The 24,964-nt window shown below is 70.8% G+C and carries 29 protein-coding genes and 2 pseudogenes; 17 read left to right on the forward strand and 14 right to left on the reverse strand.

The genetic code is table 11. The features are described 5' to 3' along the window. Nucleotides 1-44: 44 nt before the first annotated feature. On the reverse strand, nucleotides 45-575 hold the full coding sequence (locus tag ACVJO7_RS27605) for a DinB family protein (protein WP_491675305.1): 531 nt from the start codon (nucleotides 573-575) through the stop codon (nucleotides 45-47). 135 nt (nucleotides 576-710) lie between these two features. On the opposite strand from ACVJO7_RS27605, the gene ACVJO7_RS27610 reads away from it, so the two are divergent. The 4 genes from ACVJO7_RS27610 to ACVJO7_RS27625 all read left to right on the forward strand — a co-directional run bounded on the left by ACVJO7_RS27610 (nucleotide 711) and on the right by ACVJO7_RS27625 (nucleotide 2,064). Continuing rightward, nucleotides 711-899 (forward strand): hypothetical protein, encoded by a 189-nt coding sequence (locus ACVJO7_RS27610; RefSeq protein ID WP_491675306.1) that lies wholly within the window; start codon nucleotides 711-713, stop codon nucleotides 897-899. 78 nt (nucleotides 900-977) lie between these two features. Continuing rightward, nucleotides 978-1,376, forward strand: a complete 399-nt coding sequence (locus ACVJO7_RS27615; RefSeq protein WP_491675307.1) for a MerR family transcriptional regulator — start codon at nucleotides 978-980, stop codon at nucleotides 1,374-1,376. Between the two features lie 47 nt (nucleotides 1,377-1,423). After that, nucleotides 1,424-1,729 (forward strand): hypothetical protein, encoded by a 306-nt coding sequence (locus tag ACVJO7_RS27620; RefSeq protein WP_491675308.1) that lies wholly within the window; start codon nucleotides 1,424-1,426, stop codon nucleotides 1,727-1,729. Further along, a complete protein-coding gene (locus ACVJO7_RS27625) occupies nucleotides 1,723-2,064 on the forward strand; it encodes a YnfA family protein (protein ID WP_491675309.1) in 342 nt (113 codons plus the stop codon). The genes ACVJO7_RS27620 and ACVJO7_RS27625 overlap by 7 nt, the downstream gene beginning before the upstream one ends. An 87-nt stretch (nucleotides 2,065-2,151) precedes the next feature. On the opposite strand, the gene ACVJO7_RS27630 is transcribed toward ACVJO7_RS27625, so the two are convergent. Both ACVJO7_RS27630 and ACVJO7_RS27635 read right to left on the reverse strand, forming a co-directional pair. Continuing rightward, entirely contained in the window at nucleotides 2,152-3,267 is a 1,116-nt protein-coding gene (locus tag ACVJO7_RS27630) for a flavin-containing monooxygenase (RefSeq protein WP_491675310.1), read from the reverse strand. 120 nt (nucleotides 3,268-3,387) lie between these two features. Beyond that, nucleotides 3,388-4,281 carry a helix-turn-helix domain-containing GNAT family N-acetyltransferase gene (locus tag ACVJO7_RS27635; protein WP_491675311.1) on the reverse strand — a complete coding sequence of 298 codons (894 nt, stop codon included), beginning with the start codon at nucleotides 4,279-4,281 and terminating at the stop codon, nucleotides 3,388-3,390. A gap of 115 nt (nucleotides 4,282-4,396) precedes the next feature. On the opposite strand from ACVJO7_RS27635, the gene ACVJO7_RS27640 reads away from it, so the two are divergent. From ACVJO7_RS27640 to arsM, 3 genes are all read left to right on the forward strand, one after another. Next, nucleotides 4,397-5,734 (forward strand): NAD(P)-binding domain-containing protein, encoded by a 1,338-nt coding sequence (locus tag ACVJO7_RS27640; RefSeq protein ID WP_491675312.1) that lies wholly within the window; start codon nucleotides 4,397-4,399, stop codon nucleotides 5,732-5,734. 74 nt (nucleotides 5,735-5,808) lie between these two features. Next, complete coding sequence (locus ACVJO7_RS27645) at nucleotides 5,809-7,125, forward strand: MFS transporter (RefSeq protein WP_491675313.1); 1,317 nt, start codon at nucleotides 5,809-5,811, stop codon at nucleotides 7,123-7,125. 22 nt (nucleotides 7,126-7,147) lie between these two features. After that, entirely contained in the window at nucleotides 7,148-7,981 is an 834-nt protein-coding gene (arsM, locus tag ACVJO7_RS27650) for an arsenite methyltransferase (protein WP_491675314.1), read from the forward strand. An 88-nt stretch (nucleotides 7,982-8,069) separates the two neighbouring features. Here arsM and ACVJO7_RS27655 read toward each other — a convergent pair whose 3' ends face one another. The 6 genes from ACVJO7_RS27655 to ACVJO7_RS27680 all read right to left on the reverse strand — a co-directional run bounded on the left by ACVJO7_RS27655 (nucleotide 8,070) and on the right by ACVJO7_RS27680 (nucleotide 13,059). After that, entirely contained in the window at nucleotides 8,070-8,537 is a 468-nt protein-coding gene (locus ACVJO7_RS27655; RefSeq protein WP_491675315.1) for an ArsR/SmtB family transcription factor, read from the reverse strand. Between the two features lie 25 nt (nucleotides 8,538-8,562). Beyond that, nucleotides 8,563-9,336, reverse strand: a complete 774-nt coding sequence (locus tag ACVJO7_RS27660) for a winged helix-turn-helix transcriptional regulator (RefSeq protein ID WP_491675316.1) — start codon at nucleotides 9,334-9,336, stop codon at nucleotides 8,563-8,565. 10 nt (nucleotides 9,337-9,346) lie between these two features. Further along, a complete protein-coding gene (gene pstB, locus ACVJO7_RS27665; protein ID WP_491675331.1) occupies nucleotides 9,347-10,111 on the reverse strand; it encodes a phosphate ABC transporter ATP-binding protein PstB in 765 nt (254 codons plus the stop codon). Between the two features lie 122 nt (nucleotides 10,112-10,233). Beyond that, complete coding sequence (gene pstA / locus ACVJO7_RS27670) at nucleotides 10,234-11,139, reverse strand: phosphate ABC transporter permease PstA (RefSeq protein WP_491675317.1); 906 nt, start codon at nucleotides 11,137-11,139, stop codon at nucleotides 10,234-10,236. Next, nucleotides 11,139-12,098 carry a phosphate ABC transporter permease subunit PstC gene (gene pstC / locus ACVJO7_RS27675; protein ID WP_491675318.1) on the reverse strand — a complete coding sequence of 320 codons (960 nt, stop codon included), beginning with the start codon at nucleotides 12,096-12,098 and terminating at the stop codon, nucleotides 11,139-11,141. Before pstC ends, pstA begins: the two co-directional genes overlap by 1 nt. A 4-nt stretch (nucleotides 12,099-12,102) precedes the next feature. Next, nucleotides 12,103-13,059, reverse strand: coding sequence for a PstS family phosphate ABC transporter substrate-binding protein (locus tag ACVJO7_RS27680; RefSeq protein WP_491675319.1), 957 nt, complete (start codon nucleotides 13,057-13,059; stop codon nucleotides 12,103-12,105). A gap of 523 nt (nucleotides 13,060-13,582) precedes the next feature. Between ACVJO7_RS27680 and ACVJO7_RS27685 the strand changes: the two genes are divergently transcribed. The 6 genes and pseudogenes from ACVJO7_RS27685 to ACVJO7_RS27710 all read left to right on the forward strand — a co-directional run bounded on the left by ACVJO7_RS27685 (nucleotide 13,583) and on the right by ACVJO7_RS27710 (nucleotide 17,413). Further along, entirely contained in the window at nucleotides 13,583-13,948 is a 366-nt protein-coding gene (locus ACVJO7_RS27685) for an ArsR/SmtB family transcription factor (protein ID WP_491675320.1), read from the forward strand. Beyond that, a complete protein-coding gene (gene arsB, locus ACVJO7_RS27690) occupies nucleotides 13,945-15,078 on the forward strand; it encodes an ACR3 family arsenite efflux transporter (protein ID WP_491675321.1) in 1,134 nt (377 codons plus the stop codon). The genes ACVJO7_RS27685 and arsB overlap by 4 nt, the downstream gene beginning before the upstream one ends. A 33-nt stretch (nucleotides 15,079-15,111) precedes the next feature. Then, a pseudogene (locus ACVJO7_RS27695) lies at nucleotides 15,112-15,384 on the forward strand (three-helix bundle dimerization domain-containing protein); the annotation flags it as partial. A 30-nt stretch (nucleotides 15,385-15,414) separates the two neighbouring features. After that, entirely contained in the window at nucleotides 15,415-15,849 is a 435-nt protein-coding gene (locus ACVJO7_RS27700; protein WP_491675332.1) for an arsenate reductase/protein-tyrosine-phosphatase family protein, read from the forward strand. Then, nucleotides 15,846-16,268, forward strand: a complete 423-nt coding sequence (locus ACVJO7_RS27705; protein WP_491675322.1) for an arsenate-mycothiol transferase ArsC — start codon at nucleotides 15,846-15,848, stop codon at nucleotides 16,266-16,268. The genes ACVJO7_RS27700 and ACVJO7_RS27705 overlap by 4 nt, the downstream gene beginning before the upstream one ends. Continuing rightward, nucleotides 16,265-17,413 carry an ArsO family NAD(P)H-dependent flavin-containing monooxygenase gene (locus ACVJO7_RS27710; RefSeq protein WP_491675323.1) on the forward strand — a complete coding sequence of 383 codons (1,149 nt, stop codon included), beginning with the start codon at nucleotides 16,265-16,267 and terminating at the stop codon, nucleotides 17,411-17,413. Before ACVJO7_RS27705 ends, ACVJO7_RS27710 begins: the two co-directional genes overlap by 4 nt. Before the next feature lie 113 nt (nucleotides 17,414-17,526). Here ACVJO7_RS27710 and ACVJO7_RS27715 read toward each other — a convergent pair. From ACVJO7_RS27715 to ACVJO7_RS27730, 4 genes and pseudogenes are all read right to left on the reverse strand, one after another. Continuing rightward, nucleotides 17,527-17,946: pseudogene (locus ACVJO7_RS27715) on the reverse strand (methyltransferase family protein); the annotation flags it as partial. A 60-nt stretch (nucleotides 17,947-18,006) separates the two neighbouring features. Next, nucleotides 18,007-18,558, reverse strand: coding sequence for a methyltransferase family protein (locus ACVJO7_RS27720; protein WP_491675324.1), 552 nt, complete (start codon nucleotides 18,556-18,558; stop codon nucleotides 18,007-18,009). Beyond that, the gene (locus ACVJO7_RS27725; RefSeq protein ID WP_491675333.1) at nucleotides 18,555-20,678 is read right to left on the reverse strand and encodes a heavy metal translocating P-type ATPase; all 2,124 of its coding nucleotides are present in this window, start codon (nucleotides 20,676-20,678) and stop codon (nucleotides 18,555-18,557) included. The genes ACVJO7_RS27720 and ACVJO7_RS27725 overlap by 4 nt, the downstream gene beginning before the upstream one ends. Before the next feature lie 64 nt (nucleotides 20,679-20,742). Continuing rightward, complete coding sequence (locus tag ACVJO7_RS27730) at nucleotides 20,743-21,153, reverse strand: ArsR/SmtB family transcription factor (protein WP_491675325.1); 411 nt, start codon at nucleotides 21,151-21,153, stop codon at nucleotides 20,743-20,745. 164 nt (nucleotides 21,154-21,317) lie between these two features. Here ACVJO7_RS27730 and ACVJO7_RS27735 point away from each other — a divergent pair, with 164 nt between their 5' ends. The 3 genes from ACVJO7_RS27735 to ACVJO7_RS27745 all read left to right on the forward strand — a co-directional run bounded on the left by ACVJO7_RS27735 (nucleotide 21,318) and on the right by ACVJO7_RS27745 (nucleotide 23,240). Further along, entirely contained in the window at nucleotides 21,318-21,812 is a 495-nt protein-coding gene (locus ACVJO7_RS27735) for a hypothetical protein (RefSeq protein ID WP_491675326.1), read from the forward strand. Between the two features lie 237 nt (nucleotides 21,813-22,049). Beyond that, complete coding sequence (locus ACVJO7_RS27740) at nucleotides 22,050-22,649, forward strand: DsbA family protein (RefSeq protein ID WP_491675327.1); 600 nt, start codon at nucleotides 22,050-22,052, stop codon at nucleotides 22,647-22,649. A gap of 6 nt (nucleotides 22,650-22,655) precedes the next feature. After that, nucleotides 22,656-23,240, forward strand: a complete 585-nt coding sequence (locus tag ACVJO7_RS27745) for a hypothetical protein (protein WP_491675328.1) — start codon at nucleotides 22,656-22,658, stop codon at nucleotides 23,238-23,240. A gap of 193 nt (nucleotides 23,241-23,433) precedes the next feature. On the opposite strand, the gene ACVJO7_RS27750 is transcribed toward ACVJO7_RS27745, so the two are convergent. Next, complete coding sequence (locus tag ACVJO7_RS27750; RefSeq protein WP_491675334.1) at nucleotides 23,434-23,943, reverse strand: L,D-transpeptidase; 510 nt, start codon at nucleotides 23,941-23,943, stop codon at nucleotides 23,434-23,436. Nucleotides 23,944-24,660: 717 nt separating this feature from the next. Here ACVJO7_RS27750 and ACVJO7_RS27755 point away from each other — a divergent pair. Beyond that, on the forward strand, nucleotides 24,661-24,964 hold a 304-nt coding region (locus tag ACVJO7_RS27755), incomplete at its 3' end, for a hypothetical protein (protein WP_491675329.1).

Below are 24,964 nucleotides of genomic sequence, written 5' to 3' on the forward strand. Positions count from 1 at the left end.
GACATGAGGCTCGTCTCAGCACGGCCAGCACCGGGTGCAAGGCCTTACGACTGGGCAGGCGGTGCCGCGATGGTGAGCTGGCGTTGATGGTGGTCGAAGTGCTGGGTCCCGAAGTGGTAGACGTCGAGCACGCTCATCGTCGGCGTGAAGTAGGGGTCCCAGTCTGCCGGCATGTACATGCTCAGGGCCAGGCTCCGCTCGGTCTCGGTCTCGGTGGCGAGGCGACGTCGTAGCGAGCCGGTCACGGCGTCCAGCAGCACCGCCATGGCACGCGGAGACAGCAGCCGAGCGGCGAGGCGGGGACCGAAGTAGTTGATCGCATGGAAGGGCCGGCGCCCGGCGTTCAAGGTGGCAGCGAAGCCTCGGCTGTGGCCGAGGCGCCCGAGCGTTCGCACCAGGGGCAGCAGCATCCGGACGACTCCGTAGCAGAGGACCATGTGGAACAACAGCTGGCGGTTCGTCCACCGCGTGCCGTTGGTCGGGCGGTGCAGATCCTCGCGCGAGGCCGTAGCGACGAGCTGGTGGAACTCGGCCCGGGCTCGCCGCATCTCCTCGTCAATGTCGTACGGGTCCATGCGACCGCCTCCGGCGACCGATGCTACTGCCGGCGCGGCGGGCATGGAGCACACTGGTGGGACCTCGCCGCGGAGCGTTTGCGCCAGGCCCTCGACGACACCGGACATGCCACGACCCCGGTCGACGTCCGGAGCATGACCGCGGAGACCGTCACCGGGACGCCTCAGTTCGCAGGATCACCCACGATCCTGATCGACGGGGTAGATCCGTTCGCCGAGCAGGCCAGCGGTGCAGGCGCGCTCTCGTGCCGCGTCTACCACTGCGAGACCGGTTTCTCGGGGGCCCCGTCGGTGGAGCCGCTGCGGCACGTGTTGCGCCGCTGACACGCGGGGTGGCCAAAACATTCCCGGTTCGTTCACGCTTGACCTTCAACCCAGCTTGAAGGTTTACCTTCTGACGCTGTGGGCCGTTACCGAATCTCCCAGCTCGCCGAGCGCGTCGGCGTACCGGCGACGACGCTGCGCTACTACGAATCCGAGGGCCTGCTGCCCACCCAACGCACCCCCAACGGCTACCGCACCTACGGCGATCAGGACGCCGAGCGGGTCCGGTTCATCGCCACAGCCAAGGACCTCGGGATACCGCTCGTCCGGATCCGGGACCTGCTCGGGGTGTGGCAGGACGGCATGTGCCGTGATGTCCGCGGCCGGCTACTGCCGCTGGTGGCCGAGCAGCTCGCCGACCTCGACTCCAGGATGCGAGACCTCCAGGACGTGCGCCGCGATCTGCGTGGCGCCCAGGACCGACTCCGGGCACTACCGCGCGTGACGCGCCCTGTGATCCGGACTGCACGTTCCTGACCGGCGACCAGACCTGGACCGTCGACAGGACCGCGGAGACGGCCTCGGTGCCCATCGCCTGCTCGTTGGGACCGGACGACCATGCCGCTCGGCTCGCGCGCTGGCGGGCGGTCCTGGCGGGAACGACCACGCAGCCGATCGACGAGACCACCGTTCGGGTCGAGCTACCGGCCGAGCGGACCGCGGAGATCGCCGCCCTCGTCGCCGACGAGGTGGCGTGTTGCCCGTTCTTCACCTTCACCCTCACCGTCACCCACAGCGGGTTGCACCTCGACGCCACCGCTCCGGCCGATGCCCGGCCGCTGCTCGACGACCTGTTCACCGCCGACACGACCGGACGCCGCCCTTGCTGATCATCAAGTCCATCGCGCTGTTCGTCCTCGCCGCGCTGTTCGAGATCGGCGGGGCCTGGTTGGTCTGGCAAGGCACCCGCGAGCACAAGGGATGGCTCTGGATCGGCGCCGGAGTCATCGCCCTGGGGCTCTACGGATTCGTCGCCACACTGCAGCCGGACGCCAACTTCGGTCGGATCCTCGCCGCGTACGGAGGCGTGTTCGTCGCGGGATTGTTGGCCTGGGGAATGGTCGCCGACGGGTTCCGACCAGACCGTTACGACGTCATCGGTGCCCTGGTCTGCCTCGTCGGGGTCGCCGTGATCATGTACGCCCCACGGACCGGCACCCTCTGAGTAGCTGTTGACCGGGATCAGCTGGGGCGCAGTGTCAGGCAGCAGCGGCCCACACCAGCATTCGAGCCCCGGTTCGATCCGGCCGTCTCACACGGCGGCCGGCTGCTCGCAGCACCGGACGGCCGGCGGCGCCGTGCGGTGGCGGAGCAGGCGGGTGGCGACGTAGCGCGCATCGCGCCCGACCCCGCGCAGGGTGGCCGAGGCGAGGCTGCGCTGCCATTCGAGCCCGACGTAGCCGAGTCCGGGGTGCGAGGTCGACAGTCCACGGATCTGGCGTGGCCGGCCGTGGTGGTCGAGAGCACCGAGGTCGGTGAGGTAGGGCAGGTCCGGTCGGTACCCGGTGGCGAACAGGATGGTGTCGACCTGCTCGGTGTGCCCGTCGGGCCAGGTGAGGCGGGTGTCGTCGATGTCGGTGAACAGCGGGACCCGGCCGGGTCGGCCGGCGTCGATGGTGGCGCGGTAGGTGCCGTCGTCGACCACGGGCACCGATGGCGGGGTGCGCAGGTAGGGCCCGACGGGCAGGTGGTCGAAACCGAGGGTGGTCGACCACCAGTGCATGTCGCGGCCGAGGATGACCTGTGGCGCGTACGTGACGGGCTTCCGGGTGGCGAGGGTGACCCGGGTGTGGCGGGCGAGCTCGACGCCGATCTGGGCGGCGGAGTTCCCGGCTCCGACGATCACGACGTGCTGGCCGGCGAACTGTTCCGGGGCGCGGTAGTCGGCCACGTGCACGGTCTGGCCGGTGAAGGTGTCGAGGCCGGGCAGCGCGGGCCGGTACGGGTTACCGAAGCCACCGGTGGCAGCGATGACCAGCGGGGCGGTGAGGGCCTGCTCGTCGGCGTGGACCTGATAGCCGCCGGGCGTGGCAGTGATGGTGTCGACGCGTGTTCCGGTGCGGATGTCGACGTCGAGGTGGGTGGCGTAGCGGCGCAGGTAGTCGGTGACCTCGTCGCGGTGGGGGTACCGGTCGGGATCGCCGGGGAACGACAGTCCGGGTAGCGAGCTGTAGCGGGCCGGGGAGAACAGGGTGAGGCTGTCGTAGTAGTGCGGCCAGGAACCGACCGGTTCGGGCCTGGCTTCGAGGACCACCGGCGCGAGACCGGCCTGGCGCAGGGCGTGGGCGGCGGCGAGCCCGGACTGGCCGGCGCCGATGACGATCGCGTCGCACGAGTCGGATGTGCTGGGGTGAACGGGACTGGACAATGGGCACCTCACAGGAACGGTCCTCCGTCCTGGAGGAACGCGGGCAGCGGTGAGCAACCGGCGACGCGTACGGGGCCGGCAGTGACAGGTTGTGGCGCGGGCGAGATATCGCCGCGCGGGTCAGTCGGGGTCGGTGGCGGTGCGGCGTTCGAGGAAGACCGTGTCGCGCCAGACGCCGTGGTGGCGTCCGATGCGTTCGCGCAGGCCGAGGGTGCGGTAGCCGGCGGACTGGTGCAGCGCGATGGAGGCCCGGTTCTCCGGGAAGATCGCGGTCTGCAGGGTCCAGAGCCCGGCGGCGTCGGCGGCGGTGACCTGCTGGTGGATCAGCGCCTTGCCGATCCCGCGCCCGCGTGAGCCGTCGGCGACATAGATCGAGGACTCGGCCACGCCGGCGTAGACCGGACGTGTCGAGACCGGCGCAAGGGCCGCCCAGCCGACGACGTGGCCGTCGAGCTCGGCGACCCACCGGTGCTCGGGCAGCCATCGGCGGTCGAGCTCGCGCCGTTCGGGGACCTCGGTGTCGAAGGTGGCGTGGCCGGTGGCGATGCCCTCGGCGTAGATGCGCCGGACTGCGGCCCGGTCGCCGGCCTGCATGGCACGGACGGTGACGTCGGCGGGCAGGTCGGTGGGACAGCACGGGCGCGGCCCGAGCATGCCCATGACGGCGTCGGCGGCATGCGGGAGCCCCGTGCAGCAGGCCGGATTGACCGTGACCAGGGTGGTGGTCTTCTCCTTGTGCAGGCTCACGAACCCGACGTCGGCGAGCTTGCGCAGGTGGTGGCTGCAGGTCGACTGGGAGATCCCGAGCTGTTCGGCCAGTTCCCCGACCGCGACCGCCCGTCCGGCTACCGCCACCGCGTGCAGCAGCCGCACCCGGGTCGGCTCGGCCAGGCAGGCGAACCAGCCGGCGTAGGTCTCGGCGTCGGCGACCGGCAGCTGCGCCGGCGCGTCCGACACGTCGGTCAGCGCCAACAGTGGTGTGCCGGTGCCCTGCTGGGCCGCGGTGGTGCTCATGCCGCCCAGTATCGACACACATCGATGGTTGCGTCAATCGATGGCCGTCGATACAGTCCCGACCAGCACATCGACGAGCGTCGATGAATAGACGAGCCAGTCCCTGGAGGTCGTGATGAGTGAGAACACGCTGCCGGTCGTGGTGGTCGGAGCCGGACCGGTCGGGCTCGCCGCCGCCGCGCACCTGCTCGACCGCGGACTGGAACCGCTGGTGCTGGAGGCGGGTGAACAGGCCGGTGCGCAGGTGCGGGAGTGGCACAACGTGCGGCTGGTCTCCCGGTGGGCCGAAGTGGTCGACCCGGTGGCGGAGAAGCTGCTGGCCCCGACCGGATGGACGCACCCGGACCCGGAGACCTACGCGACCGGGCAGGAGTGGGCGCAGCGCTACCTGCAGCCCTTCGCCGAGGTGCTGGGTAGCCGGGTGCGGTTCGGCAGCCGGGTGTCCGGTGTCGCCCGGCGCGGGCGGGACCGGGTGGTCGACGCCGGACGCGAGACCGAACCGCTGACCGTGCACGTGCAGACCGCGGTGGGAGAAGAGCGGATCCTCGCCCGCGCGGTGGTGGACGCCTCGGGGACCTGGGGCTCGCCGAACCCGCTCGGCGCGGACGGGCTGCCCGCCGCGGGCGAGCGCGCCGCGGCCGACCGGATCGTCTACCAGGTGCCGGACCTGGCCGACCCGAGCGTGCGGGCCCGCTACGCCGGTAGGCGGGTCGCGGTGGCCGGCAGCGGGCACTCGGCTCTGACCGCGCTGGTGGCGTTCGCCGAGCTGGCCGAGGACGCGCCGGGCACCCACGTGGACTGGCTGCTGCGTCGCGGACAGGTCGGCGACACCTTCGGCGGTGGCGAGGCCGACCAGCTGCCCGCCCGCGGAGCCCTGGGCCGGCGCGCCGCGGCCGCGGTCGAGGCCGGGCACGTCAGCACCGTGACCGCGTTCCGCACCAGCGCGGTCGAGCAGACCGGCGACGGGCTCGTGCTCGAGTCCCTCGACGGGCGCCGGCTCGCCCCGGTCGCCGAGGTCGTGGTGCTGACCGGGTTCCGCCCGGACCTGTCGTGGCTGGCGGAGGTGCGGCTGGACCTGGACCCGACCCTGCAGGCCGCCCGGGCCCTGGCACCGTTGATCGACCCGAACGTGCACTCCTGCGGCACCGTCTACCCGCACGGCGCCCGCGAGCTGACCCAGCCCGAGCCCGGGATGTTCGTGGTCGGGATGAAGTCCTACGGCCGCGCGCCGACGTTCCTGGCGATGACCGGCTACGAGCAGGTCCGCTCCGTCGCCGCCGCACTGGCCGGGGACCACGAGGCCGCCGAGCGGGTCGAACTGGTGCTGCCCGACACCGGGGTCTGCGGCGGCGCCGGACTGTTCGACGACCCCACCGCCGCCACCGCGGAGGCCGAGGGCGGCTGCTGCGGCCCGGCCGAACCGGTCGAGCAGACCGCACCGGCGCGAGCATGACCGACTGACCGCTGTCCAGCCCGGCGCGGCCCGCTGTCGCAGGCCGTGCCGGGCCTGCCGGAAGGCCACCGCGAATGCCCTCTGTGGAAACGACTGCCGCGCCCGGGTCGCTGAGCCCTGGCGGGCTGCGCCGGGTGCTGGTCGTGCTGTGCGTGACCGAGATCGTCAGCTGGGGCGTGCTCTACTACGCCTTCCCCGTGCTGGCCCCGGCCATCGCCGCCGACACCGGCTGGTCGATCTCGATGATCACCGCCGGGTTCTCCACCGGACTGGTGGTCTCGGCACTGGTCGGGATCCCGGCCGGGCGATGGCTGGACCGGATCGGGCCGCGCCCGGTCATGACCGCCGGCTCGATCTTGGGGCCGCCCGCCGTCGTCGGGATCGCGTGGGCGCCGACCCTGCCGCTGTTCTTCGCCGCGTGGGCGCTGGCCGGGGTGGCGATGGCCGGCACCCTCTACCCGCCCGCGTTCGCCGCGCTGACCCGCTGGTGGGGACCGCGGCGGGTCCGCGCGTTGACCGCACTGACCCTGCTGGCCGGACTGGCCTCCACGATCTTCGCCCCGCTCACCGCGGGACTGCTCACCGGGCTGGACTGGCGGAACACCTACCTCGTCCTCGCCGTCGCCCTCGCCGTGATCACCGTTCCAGCGCACCTGTTCGGCCTACGGGGGCCCTGGCCCGACCACGACCAGACAGCCGAGAGCGACCAGGCTGCCGGTTCGGCGCACGCCCCGCGCGAGATCGTGCGCAGCCGCGCGTTCTGGCTGCTGGTCCCGGCCATCGCACTCGGCACGTTCTCCGCGTTCGCGGTCGTGGTCAACCAGGTCCCGCTACTGATCGAACGCGGCCTGTCCACCACCGAAGCCGCCTGGGCACTGGGACTCGGCGGGCTCGGCCAGGTCCTCGGCCGCCTCGGCTACGGGCGCCTCGCCGCCGCGTTCTCGGTGCGGATGCGTGCCGTGGTGATCCTCGCCCTGTCCGCCGCGGCGACCCTGCTGCTCGGGCTGCTGCCCGGCCCCGAGGTCCTGCTCGTCGCCGCAGCGATGCTCGCCGGCGCCGCCCGCGGAGTGTTCACCCTGCTCCAGGCCACGGCGATCAGCGACCGCTGGGGCTCGGCCCACTACGGACGGCTCAACGGACTGCTCTCCGCGCCGGCGATGATCGCCACCGCCCTCGCGCCCTGGGCCGGCGCCGCCCTCGCCGTCGCCCTCGGCGGCTACCCCGCCGTGTTCATTCTGCTCGCCGCGATCGCCGCCCTGGCCGCGGTTCTGGCCACCGGCACCGTTCCCCGCCCCGCTCGTTTCGACGACACCGTGCCCCGACACGCCGACGTCTCGTCCTCCTCGCCGACCGCAACCGCGGCCGGCTCGGACGAGGTGGAGCACCGCTGATCCCGGCCACGGAGGTACAGCCATGTCCCCACACACCACCCCACCCGCCGACCGACCGGACACGCCGGAGCCGCCCATCCGGGAGATAGTGCGCGAGCACTACGCTGCCGCCGCGCGCCATTCCGCAGCCGGAGACTACGAGCAGGCGCTGCGGGCCGAGCAGCAGTTCGACCAGCCCGGATACGAGGCGAACTGCTGCGGCACCACCGGAACCACCGCCGTGTACGGGGGTCATCTCTATGGCGACGAGGCGGCCGAGACTCTCGCTGCGGCGCTCTCGGCGTCACTGGGCTGCGGGGTCCCGACCGCGGTCGCCGACCTGCATTCGGGCGAGACGGTGCTCGACCTCGGCTCCGGTGCCGGCGCCGACGTTCTGATCTCCGCCCGCCGGGTCGGGCCGCGCGGCCGGGTGATCGGGTTGGACATGACCCCGGAGATGCTCGACCTGGCCCGCCGCAACGCCGCTGCGGCCGGCGTCGACAATGTCGAGTTCGTCCACGGCTACCTCGAGGAGATCCCGCTGCCCGACGACTCGGTCGACGTCGTCCTGTCCAACTGCGTGATCAACCTGGCCGCCGACAAGGCCGTCGTGCTCGCCGAAGCCGCCCGGGTCCTACGTCCGGGCGGGCGGTTCGCCGTCTCCGACATCATCGCCGACACCGACATCGACCAGGCCACGCGCGATGACCCGCAACAGTGGACCGGCTGCATCGCCGGCGCGCTCACTCACCGGCAGTTCACCCACGCCCTGCATATGGCCGGGTTCGTCGACGTCGAGATCGCGAGACCCACCGGGTCCACCCCCGCGCGGTGGCCGCGATTGTGCGCGCCCACACCCCGGGGTGAGGGGACGTGACCGCCTGGGTGGGCTTCGGAGGGGCTGAGGAGGCCGCCGGTGGCGTCGTGGATCAGGTCCGCGTCCCCGGCTTGCCGGATCCTGCACGTCACTCGGGTGCGGCACGCCTGGTGTCGTCCGCGGTGGCCGGCGGCTCGCAGCGCGAGAGGAGATCGCCGTCGCGGCTGATGAGTTTCGGGTTGTCGGCGTGCTCGAGCCGCAGGAGTTGGTGCAGCATCCCGTCGAGGCTGAGCGCGTCGTTGATCTGGTCGACCAGATCGGGTTCGAGCCGGTACCAGCTCCATGTGCCGCGTCGTTCCCTCGACATGACCCCGGCTTTGACCAGCACGCTCAGGTGGTGGCTCAAGGTTGATTGCGGCTGGGGGAAGGCTTCGATGAGGTCGCAGAAGCAGAGCTCGGCGTCGGGGGCCTGGCGGGCCAGGCCGACCAGCTGGAGCCGTAGCGGATCGGCGAGTGCCTTGAACAGCTCGGCGGCGGCACCGGCCACGGTCTCGACGCCGTCGAGCGGTTGATCCTCGACGAGATCGGTGGCGTGCGAGCTGAGCTGTTCTCCCATCGCGGTCGAGGATACTGGGTGATGCTCAGGAGTTCGGCGAGATGGTCAGCTGGTAGCCGAGTCCGCGTACCGCCTCGATGCGGACGTCGGCTCCGGCGGCGGCGAGCCGGCGGCGCAGGCGCGTGATGTGCACGCTCAGGGAGTTGTCCGAGCCGGATGTCTGGTCGCCCCAGATGGCGGTGACCAGTTCGCGGCGGCTGACCACGGCGTCCGGACGCGCGGCGAGGTAGCGCAGCACCAGGTGTTCGCGCAGCGGCAGCCGGATCGGTGTGTCGTCGAGCCACATCCGTGGGGCGACGCTGTCGATGCGCAGCCGGCCCAGCTGGATCGGCAGCGGGCGGGTCGCGAGGGACCGTGGCGCGCCGAGGGCGGCGCTGAGCAGGGTGAGCAAGGCGTTCGGTTCGAAGGGGCGGGCGGTGACGGTGGCGCCCCGGGCGGCGGCCTGCGCCGCCAGCTCGCCGTCGTCGCGACCGACCCCGACGATCACTCGCACCCCGGGATCGAGCGTGTGTAGCACGTCGAGGAAGTCTGCCGGGCTCAACCGCCCCCCGGCCGGGGCGAGCACGACCGCATCCGGGCAGGTGCGCCCGGCCACCAGCAGCGCTGCGGCCGTGTCGTGCACCGGGTGCAGGTCGACGGGTTGGCCGGTCAGGGCCCGCGCGACCTGCTCGGCGGTGTGTTCGTCGGCGACGAGCAGCACCGCCGCCGGCCCTGTGCGCCCGCCGGCGTCGGCCAGGCAGGCTCGGCGGCGGATCTGCACGGGAGAACGGCCGTCGGTCTCCCAGGTCTCGGTCATCATCGCGGCTTCCTCAGCCGAACTTGCCCGAGATGTAGTCCTCCGTGCGCTTGTCGGCCGGGTCCTCGAAGATCTTCCGGGTTCGGTCGAACTCGACCAGGGTGCCGACGCGGTCGCCGTGCTCGTCGGGTTGGGCGGTGAAGAACGCGGTGCTGTGCGAGACGCGGGCGGCCTGCTGCATGTTGTGGGTGACGATCACGATGGTGAAGTTCTGCACGAGCTCGCCCATCAGGTCTTCGATCTTGGATGTCGCGATCGGGTCGAGCGCCGAGCAGGGCTCGTCCATCAGCAGCACGTCCGGCCGGGTCGCGATGGCCCGGGCGATACACAGACGCTGTTGCTGTCCACCGGAGAGGCCGTAGGCGTTCTGCTTGAGCTTGTCCTTGACCTCGTCCCACAGCGCGGCGCCGCGCAGGGCTTGCTCGACGGTGTCGTCGAGGTGGTCCTTGGCGCCGGTGACGCGGGGGCCGTAGGCGACGTTGTCATAGATCGACTTGGGGAACGGGTTCGGCTTCTGGAAGACCATGCCGATCCGGCGGCGGACCTCGATCTCGTCGACGCCGGGCCCGTAGATGTCGGTGCCGTGGTAGGTCACGCGCCCTTCGACCCGCGCGCCGGGGACCAGGTCGTTCATCCGGTTCAGGCAGCGCAGCACGGTGGACTTCCCGCAGCCCGACGGCCCGATCAGCGCGGTGATCCGGCGGTCGTCGAACTGCAGATCGACGTCCCGGACGGCGAGGAAGTCGCCGTAGTAGACGTGCAGGTTCTCCGTCGCCATCGCGGCACCGGCCGAACGTGGCTGTTCGGGCGCTCGGTCACCGACCGCGAGGTGGATACCGGCGGTGTCCTGGGCGGTCCCGGGTGGGGAGGTGGGGCTCATGTGCTGGTCCTTTCCGGGGTTCACCATCGACGTGCGAACCGGTTGCGCAGCACGATCGCGGTGCCGTTGAGCGCCAGCAGGATGACGATCAGCAGCAGGATCGCGGCGTAGGTCAGGGGGATGAACGCTTCGCGGGACTGGAGGGCGAAGTTGAAGATCTGGACGGGCATGACGGTGTAGCGGGAGAACAACCCGTCGGGGGTGAAGGTGATGAACGTGGTCGCGCCGACCAGGATCAGCGGTGCGGCTTCACCGACGGCCCGCGACAGCGCCAGGATGGAGCCGGTCGCGATCCCGGGCACCGCGGCGGGCAGCAGCTGGCGCCACACCGTCTGCCAGCGGGTGGCCCCGACGGCCAGTGAGCCGTCACGGATCTCGCGCGGGACCGCGCGCAACGACTCGCGGGTCGCGATGATCACCACCGGCAGGATGAGCAGGGCCAGGGCGATCGAGCCGGACAATGCGACGGCGCCGAAGTTCAGCGGTGCCCGCACCACGAAGGCCAGCACCAGGATCCCGAAGATGATCGACGGGACGGCGGCCAGGTTCTGCACGTTGAGCTCGATCGCCCGGTTGAACCAGCGCCGGGGGTCGGCGTACTCCTCGAGGTAGATCGCCGCGGCGATGCCCAGCGGCAGCGCGATCAGCGCGGTGACCCCGACGACGAGGAGCGTGCCGACGATGGCCGGCTGCACGCCGGCGGTCGCCGGGCGGATCGTCGAGGGCGCCTGGGTGATCAGGTTCGCATCCAGCCTGCTCACCCCGGAGACCACGATGGTGATCAGCACGTAGAACAGGAACAGCGCGGCCACCAGCAGGCACGCCCACAGCACGGAGACGAACACCGTGGAGGCCACATCGCGGCGCCGCCGGTCCGGGGTCAGCGCACGAGCGGGCGCGGTGCGGGCGGTGTCGGTAGCAGTCATCAATACACCTGCCGGAAGCGGCGGACCAGCCGGATGCTGATCAGGTTGATCGTCAAGGTGATCACGAACAGCAGCGCCCCCACGGCGAACAGCGAGTAGTAGACGGGGCTGCCTTGGGGGGCGTCACCGCTGGCGATCTGGGCGATGAACGCGGTCATCGTCTGGGCCTCGTCGCGGGGATCACCGGTCAGGCGGGCCAGGTTGCCGCCGGCGACAGCGAGGATCATCGTCTCCCCGACCGCCCGGGACAGCCCCAGCACGACCGCGGCGATGATCCCGGACAGCGCCGCCGGGAAAACCACCTGCAGGGTGGTGATCCGCCGATTGGCGCCGAGGGCATACGAGCCCGCGCGCAGCGCTTGAGGCACCGCCGACATCGCGTCCTCGGACAGCGACGCGACCGTCGGGACGATCATGAATCCCATGACGATCCCGGCAACGAGCAGGTTGTAGATGTTCGGGATCCCCAGCAGCGGCTGCAGAATCGGGGTGAGCGCGGTCAGGGCGAGGAACCCGTAGACCACCGTCGGGATGCCCGCCAGCAGCTCCAGGACCGGCTTGATGACCTTGCGGGCCCGCACGGTGGCGTACTCGGACAGGAACATCGCGATGCCCAGCCCGACCGGGATCGCCACGGCCAGGGCGATGCCGGTGGCCATGAACGTCGCCGAGACCAGGGGCAACACGCCCCAGTCCTTGTCCCAGGAGTACTTGTCGCCGAACGAGGCGGTCCAGGTGGTGCCGGTGAGGAACTCGATCGGGCTGACGTGGGCGAAGAAGGTGAACAGCGGGACGACGAGGGCGACGATGATGCCCACCGTCACCAGCACCGACACCCCGGCCGCGGCGGCCAGCAGGCTCTCGATGATCTTCTCGCCGACCCGGGGTGAGCGGGGGGTCAGGTCACGGCCGGAGCCGCCCGCGCTCGAGCGCGGGCGGCCGGCGGTGGTCACCGCCATCGGCTCAGCCTCCGGCCTGCTGGCGGAGCTGGTCCAGCTTGGCGGTGGAGTCCTGCTTCTGCTGGTCGGTCATCGGCACGAACTGCGCGGCCTGCACGATCTCGTCGTTGCGCTGCAGGTAGAACTCCAGGAACGACACGACCTGCGGCTTGGCGAGCCCGGCATCGGAGGCGTAGATGAACAGCGGCCGGCCCAGTGGGGTGTAGGAGCCGTCCTGGACCGTCTGGGCGGACGGGGCCACGCAGCCGTCGCCGCCGTCGACCTGCAGTGCCTTGAGCTGCTGCTGGTTCTCCTCGAAGTAGGAGAACCCGAAGTAGCCCAGCGCGCCCGGGGAGCCGGTGACGCCCTGGACGGTGACGTTGTCGTTCTCCGAGGGGCTGTAGTCGGTGCGCGATGCCCCCTCCTCACCGACGATCTCGTCGGTGAAGTAGTCGAAGGTGCCCGAGTCCGCGCCGGCCCCGAACAACTGCAGTGGCTCGGCCGGGAACGACGGGTCAACCTGGTTCCAGGTCGTGACCTGCGAGCCGGGCGCCCACATCGCGCGCAGCTGCTCCACGCTCAGGCAGTTGGCCCAGGTGTTGGCCGGGTTGACCACGACGGTCAGCGCGTCGTTGGCCACCTGCAGCTCCTGGAAGGCGATCTCGTTCGCCTCGCACTGCTGCCGCTCGGTGTCGGAGATCGGGCGCGAGGCGTTGGAGATGTCGGTCTCGCCGTTGCAGAACTTCTGGAAGCCACCACCGGTCCCCGAGGTACCCACGGTGACGTTCACCTCGGGGTTCTCCCCCTGGTAGAGCTCCGCCGCCGCGGACGACAGCGGCTCCACCGTCGAGGACCCGTCGATCAGCACCGGCCCGGAGACCTGCTCACCCCCCGGCCCGTCCTGCTGCTGCGCACCGCCGCCACACGCCACCAGCGTCACGCTGGCAGCGACAGCGACCAGGGCAGCCGATGCCCTGCGCATGTGTCGAACACTCACGGACTTGGCCTCTCTCGTCGAGGTCGAGACGGCGCCCGTAGCTGTGAGCGTCCGCCGAAGACGCTTGGATCGAACAATGCCGATATGAATGCCGAGTGAACGTGGCCTGACTTCTCACTCCTGGATCCACAACATTCGATCTAGGTGGCTCCGAGCGGTGCGCTCACCGGGAGCGGGCGAGCTTGGCCAGCCCTGCTGCGGGCAGGCAGGCGAACGTCGTCACGCCACCCGCTGCGAGATCGGCGTCGCCGCTCAGGAGACCTCACAGGGCCAGGGCCAGGGCGACCGCGACAATCGCCTGACCGAGGACGCGCGAGACCGGGTCCCTGACCGGCGTCGGTGGCCGGTCGCGGCGGGGGTGGCCGCGCCGTCATGACATCGCGGTGCTGTCACCGACCTCGCCGGGGTCGTGCATGGATCACTCCAGTCGTGCCGATAGAATCGACAAAGCTCGATCCAGTGATCCTGCGAGGTTGCACTCTGCTTCGACAGACGTCAATATAGAAGCATGTCTAACAAAGAGTCGCCGGGCGTGGCGTCGTCGTGCTGGTCGCCGCTGGTCGGCCAACCGATCTCCCCGGAGCACGCGAGCGAGATCTCCCGCGTGTTCAAGGCCCTCGGAGACCCCGTCCGACTGCGCCTGTTGTCCCTGATCGCCTCCCACGCCGGCGGCGAGGCCTGCGTGTGCGACCTGACCGAGGTCTTCGACCTGTCCGGCCCGACGATCTCGCACCACCTCAAGGTCCTGCGCGAGGCCGAGCTGATCACCGGTGAACGCCGCGGCACCTGGATCCACTACCGCGTCGTCCCACAGCGACTCGCCTCACTGGCCGACCTGCTGATCCCGACCACCGCGGAGGCCGTCGCATCATGAGCACGGAGAACACCACCGGCGCCGCCCAGCAGGCGGCCACCGACCCGACCGAGGCCGGCGTCGTCGCCCGCTTGTCCACCCTCGACCGCTTCCTGGCGGTCTGGATCATCGTCGCCATGGTCGCTGGGCTCCTGCTCGGCCGCCTGGTCCCCGGGCTCGCCCCCGCCCTGGACGCCCTGGCGATCGACGGCATCTCGCTGCCGATCGCGCTCGGCCTGCTGATCATGATGTATCCGGTGCTGGCGAAGGTCCGCTACGACCGCCTCGACACCGTCACCGGCGACCGCAAGCTGTTGATCACCTCGCTGGTGCTCAACTGGGTCCTCGGCCCGGCACTGATGTTCGCCCTGGCCTGGCTGATGCTGCCCGATCTGCCCGAGTACCGGACCGGGCTGATCATCGTCGGGCTCGCCCGCTGCATCGCCATGGTGATCATCTGGAACGACCTGGCCTGCGGTGACCGCGAGGCCGCCGCCGTACTGGTCGCGTTGAACTCGGTGTTCCAGGTCGTCATGTTCGGCGTGCTCGGCTGGTTCTACCTGGTCGTGCTGCCCGGCTGGCTCGGCCTGCCCGTCACCGACGTGTCGTTCTCCACCTGGGACATCGTGAAGTCGGTGCTGGTGTTCCTCGGGATCCCGCTGCTGGCCGGGTATCTCACGCGCCGGTTCGGCGAGAAGGCCAAGGGCCGGGCCTGGTACGAGGAGACGTTCCTCCCGCGGATCGGGCCGTTCGCGCTCTACGGGCTGCTGTTCACCATCGTGCTGCTGTTCGCGCTGCAGGGCGAGGCCATCACCTCCCAGCCGTTCGACGTCGCCCGGATCGCGCTGCCGCTGCTGGCCTACTTCGCCCTGATGTGGGCCGGCTCCTACGCCGTCGGCTGGGCGGTCGGGATGGGCTACGAGCGCACCACCACGCTCGCGTTCACCGCCGCCGGCAACAACTTCGAGCTCGCCATCGCGGTCGCGATCGGCACGTTCGGTGTCACCTCCGGGCAGGCGCTCGCGGGGGTGGTGGGGCCGCTGATCGAGGTGCCGGTGCTCGTGGCGCTGGTCTACGTGTCGCTGTGGCTGCGCCGCCGCATGTTCCCCGCAACGGACACGTCGCTGTCTCGATCGAGCGAGCCCCGATGAGCACCCGCTCGGCCGGCGAGTAGCGGACATGTCATGGACGCCTTCTCGTCCGACGCCACGCCGGTCGTCGTCGCCATCGCGCGACGGCGCCCGGCCGGCGGTCGCACCCTCGAACACTTCGCCCTCACCAGCCCACACGCCCGGCTTCACCAGACCGTCGACGAGCTGGCCCGCAGATTCCACGGCATCTTCGGCTCCGAGACGATCGAGGCCGTGGTCGTGGACGTGTTCACCGAGCTGGCGCTGACCGCCCGCATCACCACCCACCTGCCCGTGCTCGCCGCCCGCCACGCCCGCGAGCGGCTCGCGGCAGCAGCCCGATGCCAAGGAGCCACCGTGACCACCGCAGCCGCGGTTCCCGAAGTCCTGTTCGTCTGCGTGCACAACGCCGGGCGCAGCCAGATGGCCGCCGCCCTGCTGGCCCACCACGCGAACGGCGCCGTCCGGGTCACCTCGGCCGGATCCGCCCCGGCCGACAGCATCAACCCCGCCGTCCGCGACGTCATGACCGAGATCGGCCTGAGCCTGGACACCGAGTTCCCCAAGCGCCTCACCACCGAGGCGGTCGAAGCGGCCGATGTCGTGATCACCATGGGCTGTGGTGACGCCTGCCCGGTGTTCCCCGGCAAGCGCTATCTCGACTGGGAGCTGACCGACCCCGCCGGCAAGACCGCCGAGCAGATCCGCCCCATCCGCGACGACATCGACGCCCGGGTACGCCACCTACTTGCCGAGCTGACCGGTACCCTGACCGAAGCGGCGACGTCGTGACCGCCACGCCGGCGGTGCTGTTCGTCTGCGTCCGCAACGGCGGCAAGTCCCAGATGGCCGCCGGGCTCATGCGCAAGGCCGCCGGCGACCGGGTCGAGGTCCATTCTGCCGGCACCGACCCGGGGGAGACGATCAACGCCCTGTCCGCGCAGGCGCTGGCCGAGTCCGGCGCGGACATCAGCGGCGAGTCCCCGAAGTCGATCAATCCCGAGCTGCTCCGGCGCGTCGACCTCGTGGTCACTCTTGGTCGGGAAGCACGGGTCGACGCCGGTGACACCGAGGTCCGTACCTGGGACACCGACGAGCCCTCCGCCCGCGGGATCGAGGGACTCGACCGCATGCGCCTGATCCGTGACGACATCGCCGCCCGGGTCGACGACCTGCTCGCCGAACTGACCGGCCCGAGCCCGAACCCGTGACCCGTACCCCTGACACCGCCGATCGCGACCTGCTCGTGGTCGTGATCGGCGGTGGCCAGGCCGGCCTCGCCGCGGGCTACTACCTGCGCCGAGCGCAGGTCCCGTTCGTCATCCTCGATGCCCAGACCGGGCCCGGCGGCGCCTGGCGACACGGCTGGGACTCGCTGCGCTTGTTCTCCCCCGCGCGCTACAGCCCTCTGCCCGGGTGGTGGATGCCCGATCAGCCGGGAGAGCCCTTCCCGAGCGCCGGCCACGTTCGCACCTACCTGAACGACTACGAGCGGCGTTACGCACTCGACGTCCGCCGTCCCGTCGATGTCACCGCAGTGCAGGCCTACCCGGACCACCTCGCCGTCAGCACCGCGCAGGGCACCTGGCGTGCCCGGGCGGTCATCAGTGCGACCGGCACCTGGCGCTGCCCGCACGTCCCCCGTCTACCCGGCCGTGCCGAGTTCACCGGCCGCCAGATCCACACTGTCAACTACCACCGACCCGCCCCGTTCCGGGGGCAGCGCGTCGGCGTGGTCGGTGGCGCGAACTCCGCCGCGCAGATCCTCGCCGAGGTCTCCACCGTTGCGACGACGCACTGGTTCACCCTGGCCCCACCGCGATTCCTGCCCGACGATGTCGACGGCCGCGTCCTGTTCGATGTCGCCACCCGACGCGAACTCGCCCGGCGCCAGGGGCGCCCGGACACCGGCGGGGTCGCGGCGCTCGGCGACGTCGTCATGATCCCCAGCGTCAAGGCCGCCCGCGACCGCGGTGTGCTGCGGGCCGAGCCCATGTTCGACCGGCTGACCGCCATCGGCGTCGCCCGCGACGACGGCACGATCACCGACCTCGACGCCATCATCTGGTGCACCGGTTTCCGCCCGGCCCTCGACCACCTCGACCCGCTCGGCCTCAGCACCGACGAGCACGGACACCCGCGCACCAACGGCACCCGCAGCATCGACGAACCCCGCTTGCACCTACTCGGCTACGGCGACTGGACCGGCGCCGCCGCCGCAACTCTCATCGGCGCGGGACGAACGGCCCGCACGTGCGTAGAACAGATCATCGGCCGACCCGCTCGTAGGCCCGAGCCGGATCGCGATCGCCCCGACCCGCTGCCGAGCACGACGCCTAGCGCGCCGGCAACGTGAGCAGACGCTTCCGGATCATTCGGTTGGCTTTCGCGGGGGCGGTTCCCAAGGGTGAAGGCGGGGATCCAGCGTGGGACGTTGTCCCGATAACGCGCGTGGTCGTCGCCGAACCGGTGGGCTAGCCGCGGTTCCTCAACGCGAGGGACCATGATCGTGACGAAGAGCGCGAACACGACAAGCCAGGCCAGGAGGCTCAGGGACCGCGTTGCGATCGTCTCGCCGACGAGGATGGCCAGAACTGCACTGAACATCGGGTGGCGCACGTGTCGATAGGGCCCGTGCACTACCAGGGTGCGCGGTGGGTCCTGTGGCGACAATGTTCCCTCGCCCTCCTGGGCGAAGAGGCTGATCGTCCAGGCGAGCATCGCGACGCCGCCCGCGATCAGCAGGGCGCCGACCGTCAGGGCCAGGTAGCCGAGTACCGGCCCAAGATCGACCGGAGCGGGTCCCATGATCGTTACGATCAACCCCGGAATGATGATCGTGACCGTTACCGGACCGAGCAGTATCGCCCGCAGGTGCTGTACCAGCATGATGTTGACCTCCTGGCCGCATGTGCGGAGCCCAAGGGCGGGGTGCGCGGCCCCCGCCCGCTATGACCGAACGCCGATCCAACGCGGAACTCGGCCGCGCAGGCGCCCGTAGGCCGTTCCGAACTGTCGCTGCAGGTGCCTTTCCTCGACCGCTACCCAGGCGCGCACGACTACGGCCAGTTCGATGGCCAGCAGCGCGGCCCGCAGTGAGCCTCGGGCGACGGCGAGCCCGGCGGTGGCGGCGACGAAGCCCGCGTACTGGGGGTTGCGGCTGTAGTTGTAGATCCCGCCGGTGATCAGCTCACCAGTCTCGCCGCCGTTGAGCTGCTGCGGGCTCGCGAACGGCGTCATGCCGGCTCCTGCGAGAGCCGTCCCGGCGGCGGCGACGGCGTAGCCGGCGACGCGCCGGCCGGGCGGCACGTCGCGGTGGCGGGCGAGGGACGCGGTGAGCAGGACTCCGAACGCCGCATAGGCAGCCCACATCATCATCTGGGTTCCCCGCCGCAGGGTTCCGTTGCGGTCCAGCTCGTTCCGCATCCGGTGAAGGAGCGGGATCGTGGCGACCGTGAGGACGGTGTTGGCCAGGCGTGCCGCTCGGTCTGTCGTGGTCATGGGTGAGACCTCTGGTGTGCCTGTGTCTCTCGTGCGGCAGCGGGCGGTTCGGGGCTGCAGCATGCGCATCCATTCGGGCAACCACTGTGGTGCGGCGGTTGTGCCGGGGCGGATCCCGGATCGGTGTCGAGCGGCGACGGTCCGGTGGCCACCTTGTGGGGTGTGGCCGGTCGGGGTGCCGGCGCGCAGCAGGGGTCGTCCGGTTCCGGCGCGGGCTCGACCGTGATGTGGTGTCGCCCCAAGGTGGCCGGGGCGGCGGTCAGACCGGGCAGGGTCCGTGTCCGCGCGGCGCGGACGGCGTTGAGGATGACCAGCACCTCCGCGGCCTCGTGGATCACCACGACGGTGGCCAGGCCCAGGACGCCGAACGCGGCAAGCGGGATCAGCGCGCCGATGATCAGCAGCGAGAAGCCGACATTCTGCAGCATGATCGTGCGCGCGTGGCGGGCGTGGGCGAGGTTCTGCGGGAGGTGGCGCAGGTCCTCGCCCATCAACGCGACGTCGGCGGTTTCGATGGCGACATCAGTGCCCATGGCGCCCATGGCGATGCCGACATCGGCGGTGGCCAGCGCCGGGGCGTCGTTGACGCCGTCACCGACCATGGCGATCCGGCGGCCCCGGGCGATTTCGGGCAGCAGGCGGGCCTTGTCCTCGGGGCGCAGTTCGGCGTGCACGACGTCGATCCCGGCCTGCTCGCCGAGCGTCGCCGCGGTGCGATGGTTGTCGCCGGTGAGCATGGCGACCTCGATCCCGAGCGCGCACATGCGGCGAACGGCGTCGGCGGCTTCGGGGCGCAGCTCGTCCCGGACGGCAACGGCGCCGAGCAGCGTGCCGCCGCGCTCGAGGAGTACGACCGTTGCCCCCTGGTCCTGCAACCGCGCGACGTCCTCGGCCAACGGGCCGGCGTCGACCCAGCCGGGCTTGCCCAGCCGCAGCTCGACCCCGTCGCGGACGCCGGTCAGGCCGTGCCCGGGCACGGCGGTGACATCGTCGGCGGGCTCTATCGCGACCGACCACGGTGCCGCCTCGGCGGCGGTGAGGACTGCCCGGGCCAGTGGGTGCTCGCTCCGGGATTCCAGCGCGGCGGCGGTGGCCAGCACGTCGGTGTGGTCCTCGCCGGGTGCGGCGAGAACCTCGACCACCTCGGGTCGGTTGCGGGTCAGGGTGCCGGTCTTGTCCAGCGCGACAGCTCTGATCCGGCCGAGCTCCTCCAGCGCCGCACCACCCTTGACCAGAGCGCCGTGCCGGCTGGACGCGCCGATCGCGGCGACCACGGTCAGCGGTACCGAGATCGCCAGCGCGCACGGTGACGCGGCCACGAGCACGACGAGGGCGCGTTCGAGCCAGAGCACCGGGTCGCCGAACAGCGCGCCCAGCCCGGCGATCAGCACGGCCAGGACCATGATCGCGGGAACCAGCGGGCGCGCGATCCGGTCGGCGAGGCGCTGACCGGAGCCCTTGCGCTCCTGGGCCTGCTCGACGATGTGCACGATCCGCGCCAGCGAGCTGTCCGAGGCCGGGGCGCTGACCACGACCTCGATCGCGCCACCGCCGTTGATCGTCCCGGCGTAGAGGTCGTCACCCGGGCCCGCCTCGACCGGGACCGACTCACCGGTGATCGCGGAGGTGTCCAGACTGGTCCGCCCGGTCCGGATGGCGCCGTCGGTCGCGGCCCGCTCACCGGGGCGCAGGATCAGGACGTCGCCGACGACGAGATCGTCAGGGGAGACGGTGACCTCGTCGCCGTCACGCAGCACCGAGGCCGATGGTGGGACCAGCCCGAGCAGGGCGCGCAGGCCGCGGCGAGTCCGGGTTACGGCATGGTGTTCGAGCCCTTCGGCGATGGAGAACAGGATCCCGAGCAGGGCGGCCTCGGCGATCTGTCCGAGTGCGACGGCGCCGATCGCGGCGATCGTCATCAGGGTGCCGACACCGATCCGGCCGTGGCGCAGGTTGCGCAGCGCGTCGGGCACGAACGTCGACGCCGCGACCACGGCCGCGACCAGCTCGACCCCGCCGATCAGTAACGCCGGACCACCGACGGCGAGGGCGATCACCCAGGCGACGGCGAGCAGCACCGCAGCGACCGCGGCGAGCTGCAGTTCCCGGACCTGCCAGATACGGCCGGGCCCCTCGTCGCCTCCCGCAACCCTGTCGTTCGCGGGTGCGGGCGTCGTGCCGGACTCAGACACGATCGGCTCCTTCCAGGAGCGCGTCGCCGGCCCCGGCGGTGTCGCCGCCGGTGTCGGTGTCGATGTCGAGCAGCACCGACAGCACGGCGCGGCCCCGGTCGGAGAGCTGGTACATCACCATCCGGCCGTCCCGGCGTGAGGTCACGATCCCGGCCGTGCGCAGCTGGCGCAGGTGGTGTGACACCAGTGCTTGCGACGCACCGACGACCCAGGCGGTGTCGCACACACACAGCTCGACACCCTGGAGAAGGGCGGCCGCGATCCGCAGCCGGGTGGCATCCCCGAGCCCGCGGGCCATGTCGGCGGCCGGTTCGACACGAGTGGTGTCGGGCAGCGCGGCACGGATCCGTTCGGCGTGCGGAAGATCGAGACAGAGCAGGTCACACGCGTCATCCATGGCCATCCAAATATTCTAACGATCGTCGATATGTTTGGGTAGTGCTGTCCGGAGGCCAGAGCACCGGAGGGCGGATGTACTCTACGAGCCGTCGAAGATGCAGGCCGGTGACATGACGTCGGGTCCGTCACGACGGCGGAGCAGGCCCGTTGCCTTCTGAGGAGGGGTGGGTGAGCGTGCGTACTGCGATACGCGGTCCCGCAACCCCGTTCGTCGTCCTGCTGTTGGCCGTGCTCGTGCGCACCGCGTTCGGCCCCCTCCTGGCCTGCCACGACATACCGCAGGAACGGTCGGTGGCGATGGTCGCCTCCGTCACGGTGGCTCCGGACCAGGAGACCGCAGAATGTCCCGGCTGCGGGCCCGATGAGTCTCCCGATGCGGAGAGCCTCACCAGGAGTCTCGCAGCCGAGGATCTGCTCTCACCGAACGAGGCAGATCCGTGTACCCCGGACCGGCCCTGTCACGGCCCGAGCGGATCGCACGCCGCCGAGGAGGCCGCGCTACGCGGACTCGACAACCCGCGTGACCCGGGCCCCGCGCTCGTCCCCGCGTGCCTGGGGCCGGCCCGGGCGGAGCGGCACGTCGCGTCCGCGCCGACGTTGAGCCCGGTTCCTCCGGCGGCGGTTCGCGCGCCCGTCGCCGTGCTCTGCGTCGATCGGAACTGATCCGCCCGGCGCCGGGGTCGACTTCCCGTCCGTGACCGGCCGCTGAGGCCGTCTTGCGGGATGTCGCGTCCGGAACCACCGCAGCGGAATCCGATTCGCGACGCCAGGTCGCCTGGTCTGCCCGGAGGGCCTTCCATGTCACGCGCTACGCGCAACCGCACATCGTCGTCCCACACGCCTCGCCGTCTGTCCAACACGACGCTGTCCCTGCTCATCGCCGGCGTGTTCGCCCTCGTCGTGGCCGTGCTGTTCGGCCTCACACGCCTCGGCAGCGATACCCCGGACAACAGCTCCGAAGCCGCAGCGGTCGCGGTCCGGGACAACAGCCACCGGCTGTCGACCGCACCCGGCGCCACGGTGAACTTCGTGGAGTTCCTCGACTTCGAATGCGAGGCCTGCGGCGCGGTGTATCCGGCGATCGAACAGCTCCGCCAGCAGTACGGCGACCGCGTCAACTTCGTCATCCGCTACTTCCCCGGGACCGGCCACTTCAACGCCGAGCGTGCTGCCCGCGCGGTGGAGGCGGCCGCCCAGCAGGGCCGGCTCGAGGAGATGTATCGGCTGATGTTCGAGACCCAGGAGGAGTGGGGCGAACAGCAGGTCCCGATGGACGATCGCTTCCGCAGATACGCCGAGCAGCTCGGACTCGACATGGCCCGCTACGACGCGACCTACAACGACCCCGCGACCCGCGAACGCGTCCTCGCCGACCGCGAGGACGGCCTGGCCCTCGGTGTGCGGGGCACGCCGACGTTCTTGGTCAACGGCGAGCAGCTCAACCCGAAGTCCTACGACGATCTGACCCGTGCGCTCGACGACGCACTGGCGAAGAGCTGATCAACGATGACCGACATTCTCGACAGGCACCGGTCCTCCCGTGCCGCTCGGGCCGGTCTGGGCATCGCACGCGGCCGTTGGGGTCGCAGTGGGAATCCTGAGGAAGCCGGCATCGGCGAGTGGGTTGTCCGCCACCGTGTGATGAGGGCTGCCGGTGCGGCCGGCTCCGCCCTCGCGTTCATCCTCGCCTGGCACCTCCGCCGCCAACAGACCTTCAAGCGGCACCGGGCGCAAGCCTCCCGGATCCGCCTCCGAACCTCGCCGACAGACCCGGGCCGAGGCCAGCTGGAAGTCACGAACGACAGTGACCAGCCAGTCCACGCGGCGCTGATCCGGCCGGTCCGCATCCGGACAGCACGCTCGGGCCGCACCGCGTGGCTCTCCCGAACGACGCTCACCGTCGAGCACCCGATCACCGTCGACAGGACACTCTGGCCGGGCTCGTCCATCTCCATTGCCGCAACGGCATTCGACGCGATGCCGGTCCTGTACTTCAGCAATACCCAGGGACACAGCTGGGTACGCGACGTGCACGGGCACCTGCGCGCGATCGCTCGTGTGCAGGATCAGGTCTCTGGACACTTGTCGTGATTCTTCCGCGCTGAAGCGGCCTCGGTGCCCCTCCGAGGCAGCAGACGCCGCCGCCGGGGCAGTGGCCGGATCGCTATGCCGAGACGCCACGACCTGATCGAGCAGGTCCAGCACGCCTGTTGCTCGACGAGCCTGCGGGCGAGCACATCCCGGTGATGATGCAGGCGCGCCTGCGCGTCCGGGGTGACCAGGATCAGCCCGCCGCCCGCGCCTGCTGTTCGACGGACGCGTTGACGACCTGGACCTTGTCACCCTCGACCAGGTCGTTGAAGAACATCTGTGCCGGCTCGGGATCGAGCTTCACGCACCCGGCGGAGGACCTGGCCCGGTCACCACCATGGAAGGCCACACCACCGTCGGCGAAGAACACCGACCACGGCATCGGAGCGGGCTGGCCATCCGGGCCGTTGAACTCCCCGCTCACGTGATCGGCGGACTTGCGGTAAACACGAAACGAGTGGCCCACCGGAGTCTCCTGCCCGGCACCGCCAGAGGCGATCGGAACGGGACCGTAGGAGACGGCGCCGTCCTTGACGAGCCACGCTCGTTGGGACTCCAGGTCGACACACGCCCTCGTCGATACCGTGCACGGGGTACCCGGCACCAACGCCTCGGCGTGAGCCTCCCGCGCAACGGCGCTGCTTTCCGGCCCGGCGGCCGCGACCGCGGTACCGGCCAGACCGACACCGATCACCGCGACCATCCCCGCGAGGAGTGCGCCGACCCGTCGAATCCCGAAGCGCACCCGAGATACCTCCATGCGTCGTCAAGTACCGAGGAGAGCGACGACTTTCCGATTCGTCCGCTCCCTATCAACGACGGGTGAGCGCCACGCGGAGTTGCTTCAGCAGAAGGACGCTCGGTGACCGGCCTGTCACGCAGGACGAGCGGTCGGGCGAAACGACGGTAGGACGACAGCGCGGTGCGCGCGATGACACTGCTGCCACCGGCCGCGTTACACCCGGGGGCGTCAGGTACGGCGCGGCCAGGGCTCAGGCGGCCGGACGCGGCTGTCGGCATGGGTCGTTTCTCGCCACCCGTCGACCGGTCGGGAGCCCGCAGGTTGAGATTGTCGACAACACGCGTCGCTAATCAGCGTCGGAGAACGGTCGCGCCGTAGCCGCTCTCATCTTGCTGCCGCTGAGCACTCTCATCCCTGTGCGCGTCCCATACCGGCTGACATTTCCGTGGCGCTTCCTGCTGGAACGACCTGGCTTTCCGCTGCGTGTGGAACGACACCAGGACGACAGCGTTGACGCGCGACCAAGATAACAGCGCCGTCGGATCGGCTCCCGGACATGGTCGCTATCCGCTATGGGCGCCGTCCTCGACGACGGCGATCGGATTGCCGGGATGTCGCCCGCGCGGGCCTCGACGCCGCGGTCCGGCGTGCCGATCACATTGGTACGGTTCGGTTACTGTGAGCGACACCGTCGGCGAGCTGAAGGCGCACGAGCCCGCCGTCGGCGTCCGCCGGTTCGTCCTTTTTGTCGCTCTGTCCGCGATCGTGCTGATCTGTGGACTGCACCCGGTCGCGTCGGCCCACGGGCCTGAGCTCGTGGTCGGAGGGCCACCGGCACAGTCGGCGAGTCAACAGTTCGCGAGTGCCGCGGTCGATCAGTCGGCGGCCCATCACGACGAAGCCGGGGCCGAGGGCTCCGGAGCGCCGCATCCGGATCACGATGCTCCGGTCTGCCATGACGCCGGCAGCCATGACGAGTCGA

The sequence above is a fragment of the Pseudonocardia sp. DxW genome (assembly GCF_058448985.1).

What these genes read in the sequence shown, in the direction of transcription:
- ACVJO7_RS27605 (WP_491675305.1), bottom strand. Translation starts at nt 575, where the DNA reads ATGGACCCGTACGACATTGACGAGGAGATGCGGCGAGCCCGGGCCGAG.
- ACVJO7_RS27610 (WP_491675306.1), top strand. Translation starts at nt 711, where the DNA reads ATGACCGCGGAGACCGTCACCGGGACGCCTCAGTTCGCAGGATCACCC.
- ACVJO7_RS27635 (WP_491675311.1), bottom strand. Translation starts at nt 4,281, where the DNA reads ATGAGCACCACCGCGGCCCAGCAGGGCACCGGCACACCACTGTTGGCG.
- ACVJO7_RS27640 (WP_491675312.1), top strand. Translation starts at nt 4,397, where the DNA reads ATGAGTGAGAACACGCTGCCGGTCGTGGTGGTCGGAGCCGGACCGGTC.
- ACVJO7_RS27645 (WP_491675313.1), top strand. Translation starts at nt 5,809, where the DNA reads ATGCCCTCTGTGGAAACGACTGCCGCGCCCGGGTCGCTGAGCCCTGGC.
- arsM (WP_491675314.1), top strand. Translation starts at nt 7,148, where the DNA reads ATGTCCCCACACACCACCCCACCCGCCGACCGACCGGACACGCCGGAG.
- ACVJO7_RS27655 (WP_491675315.1), bottom strand. Translation starts at nt 8,537, where the DNA reads ATGGGAGAACAGCTCAGCTCGCACGCCACCGATCTCGTCGAGGATCAA.
- ACVJO7_RS27660 (WP_491675316.1), bottom strand. Translation starts at nt 9,336, where the DNA reads ATGATGACCGAGACCTGGGAGACCGACGGCCGTTCTCCCGTGCAGATC.
- pstB (WP_491675331.1), bottom strand. Translation starts at nt 10,111, where the DNA reads ATGGCGACGGAGAACCTGCACGTCTACTACGGCGACTTCCTCGCCGTC.
- pstA (WP_491675317.1), bottom strand. Translation starts at nt 11,139, where the DNA reads ATGACTGCTACCGACACCGCCCGCACCGCGCCCGCTCGTGCGCTGACC.
- pstC (WP_491675318.1), bottom strand. Translation starts at nt 12,098, where the DNA reads ATGGCGGTGACCACCGCCGGCCGCCCGCGCTCGAGCGCGGGCGGCTCC.
- ACVJO7_RS27680 (WP_491675319.1), bottom strand. Translation starts at nt 13,059, where the DNA reads ATGCGCAGGGCATCGGCTGCCCTGGTCGCTGTCGCTGCCAGCGTGACG.
- ACVJO7_RS27685 (WP_491675320.1), top strand. Translation starts at nt 13,583, where the DNA reads ATGTCTAACAAAGAGTCGCCGGGCGTGGCGTCGTCGTGCTGGTCGCCG.
- arsB (WP_491675321.1), top strand. Translation starts at nt 13,945, where the DNA reads ATGAGCACGGAGAACACCACCGGCGCCGCCCAGCAGGCGGCCACCGAC.
- ACVJO7_RS27720 (WP_491675324.1), bottom strand. Translation starts at nt 18,558, where the DNA reads ATGACCACGACAGACCGAGCGGCACGCCTGGCCAACACCGTCCTCACG.
- ACVJO7_RS27730 (WP_491675325.1), bottom strand. Translation starts at nt 21,153, where the DNA reads ATGGCCATGGATGACGCGTGTGACCTGCTCTGTCTCGATCTTCCGCAC.
- ACVJO7_RS27745 (WP_491675328.1), top strand. Translation starts at nt 22,656, where the DNA reads ATGACCGACATTCTCGACAGGCACCGGTCCTCCCGTGCCGCTCGGGCC.
- ACVJO7_RS27750 (WP_491675334.1), bottom strand. Translation starts at nt 23,943, where the DNA reads ATGGTCGCGGTGATCGGTGTCGGTCTGGCCGGTACCGCGGTCGCGGCC.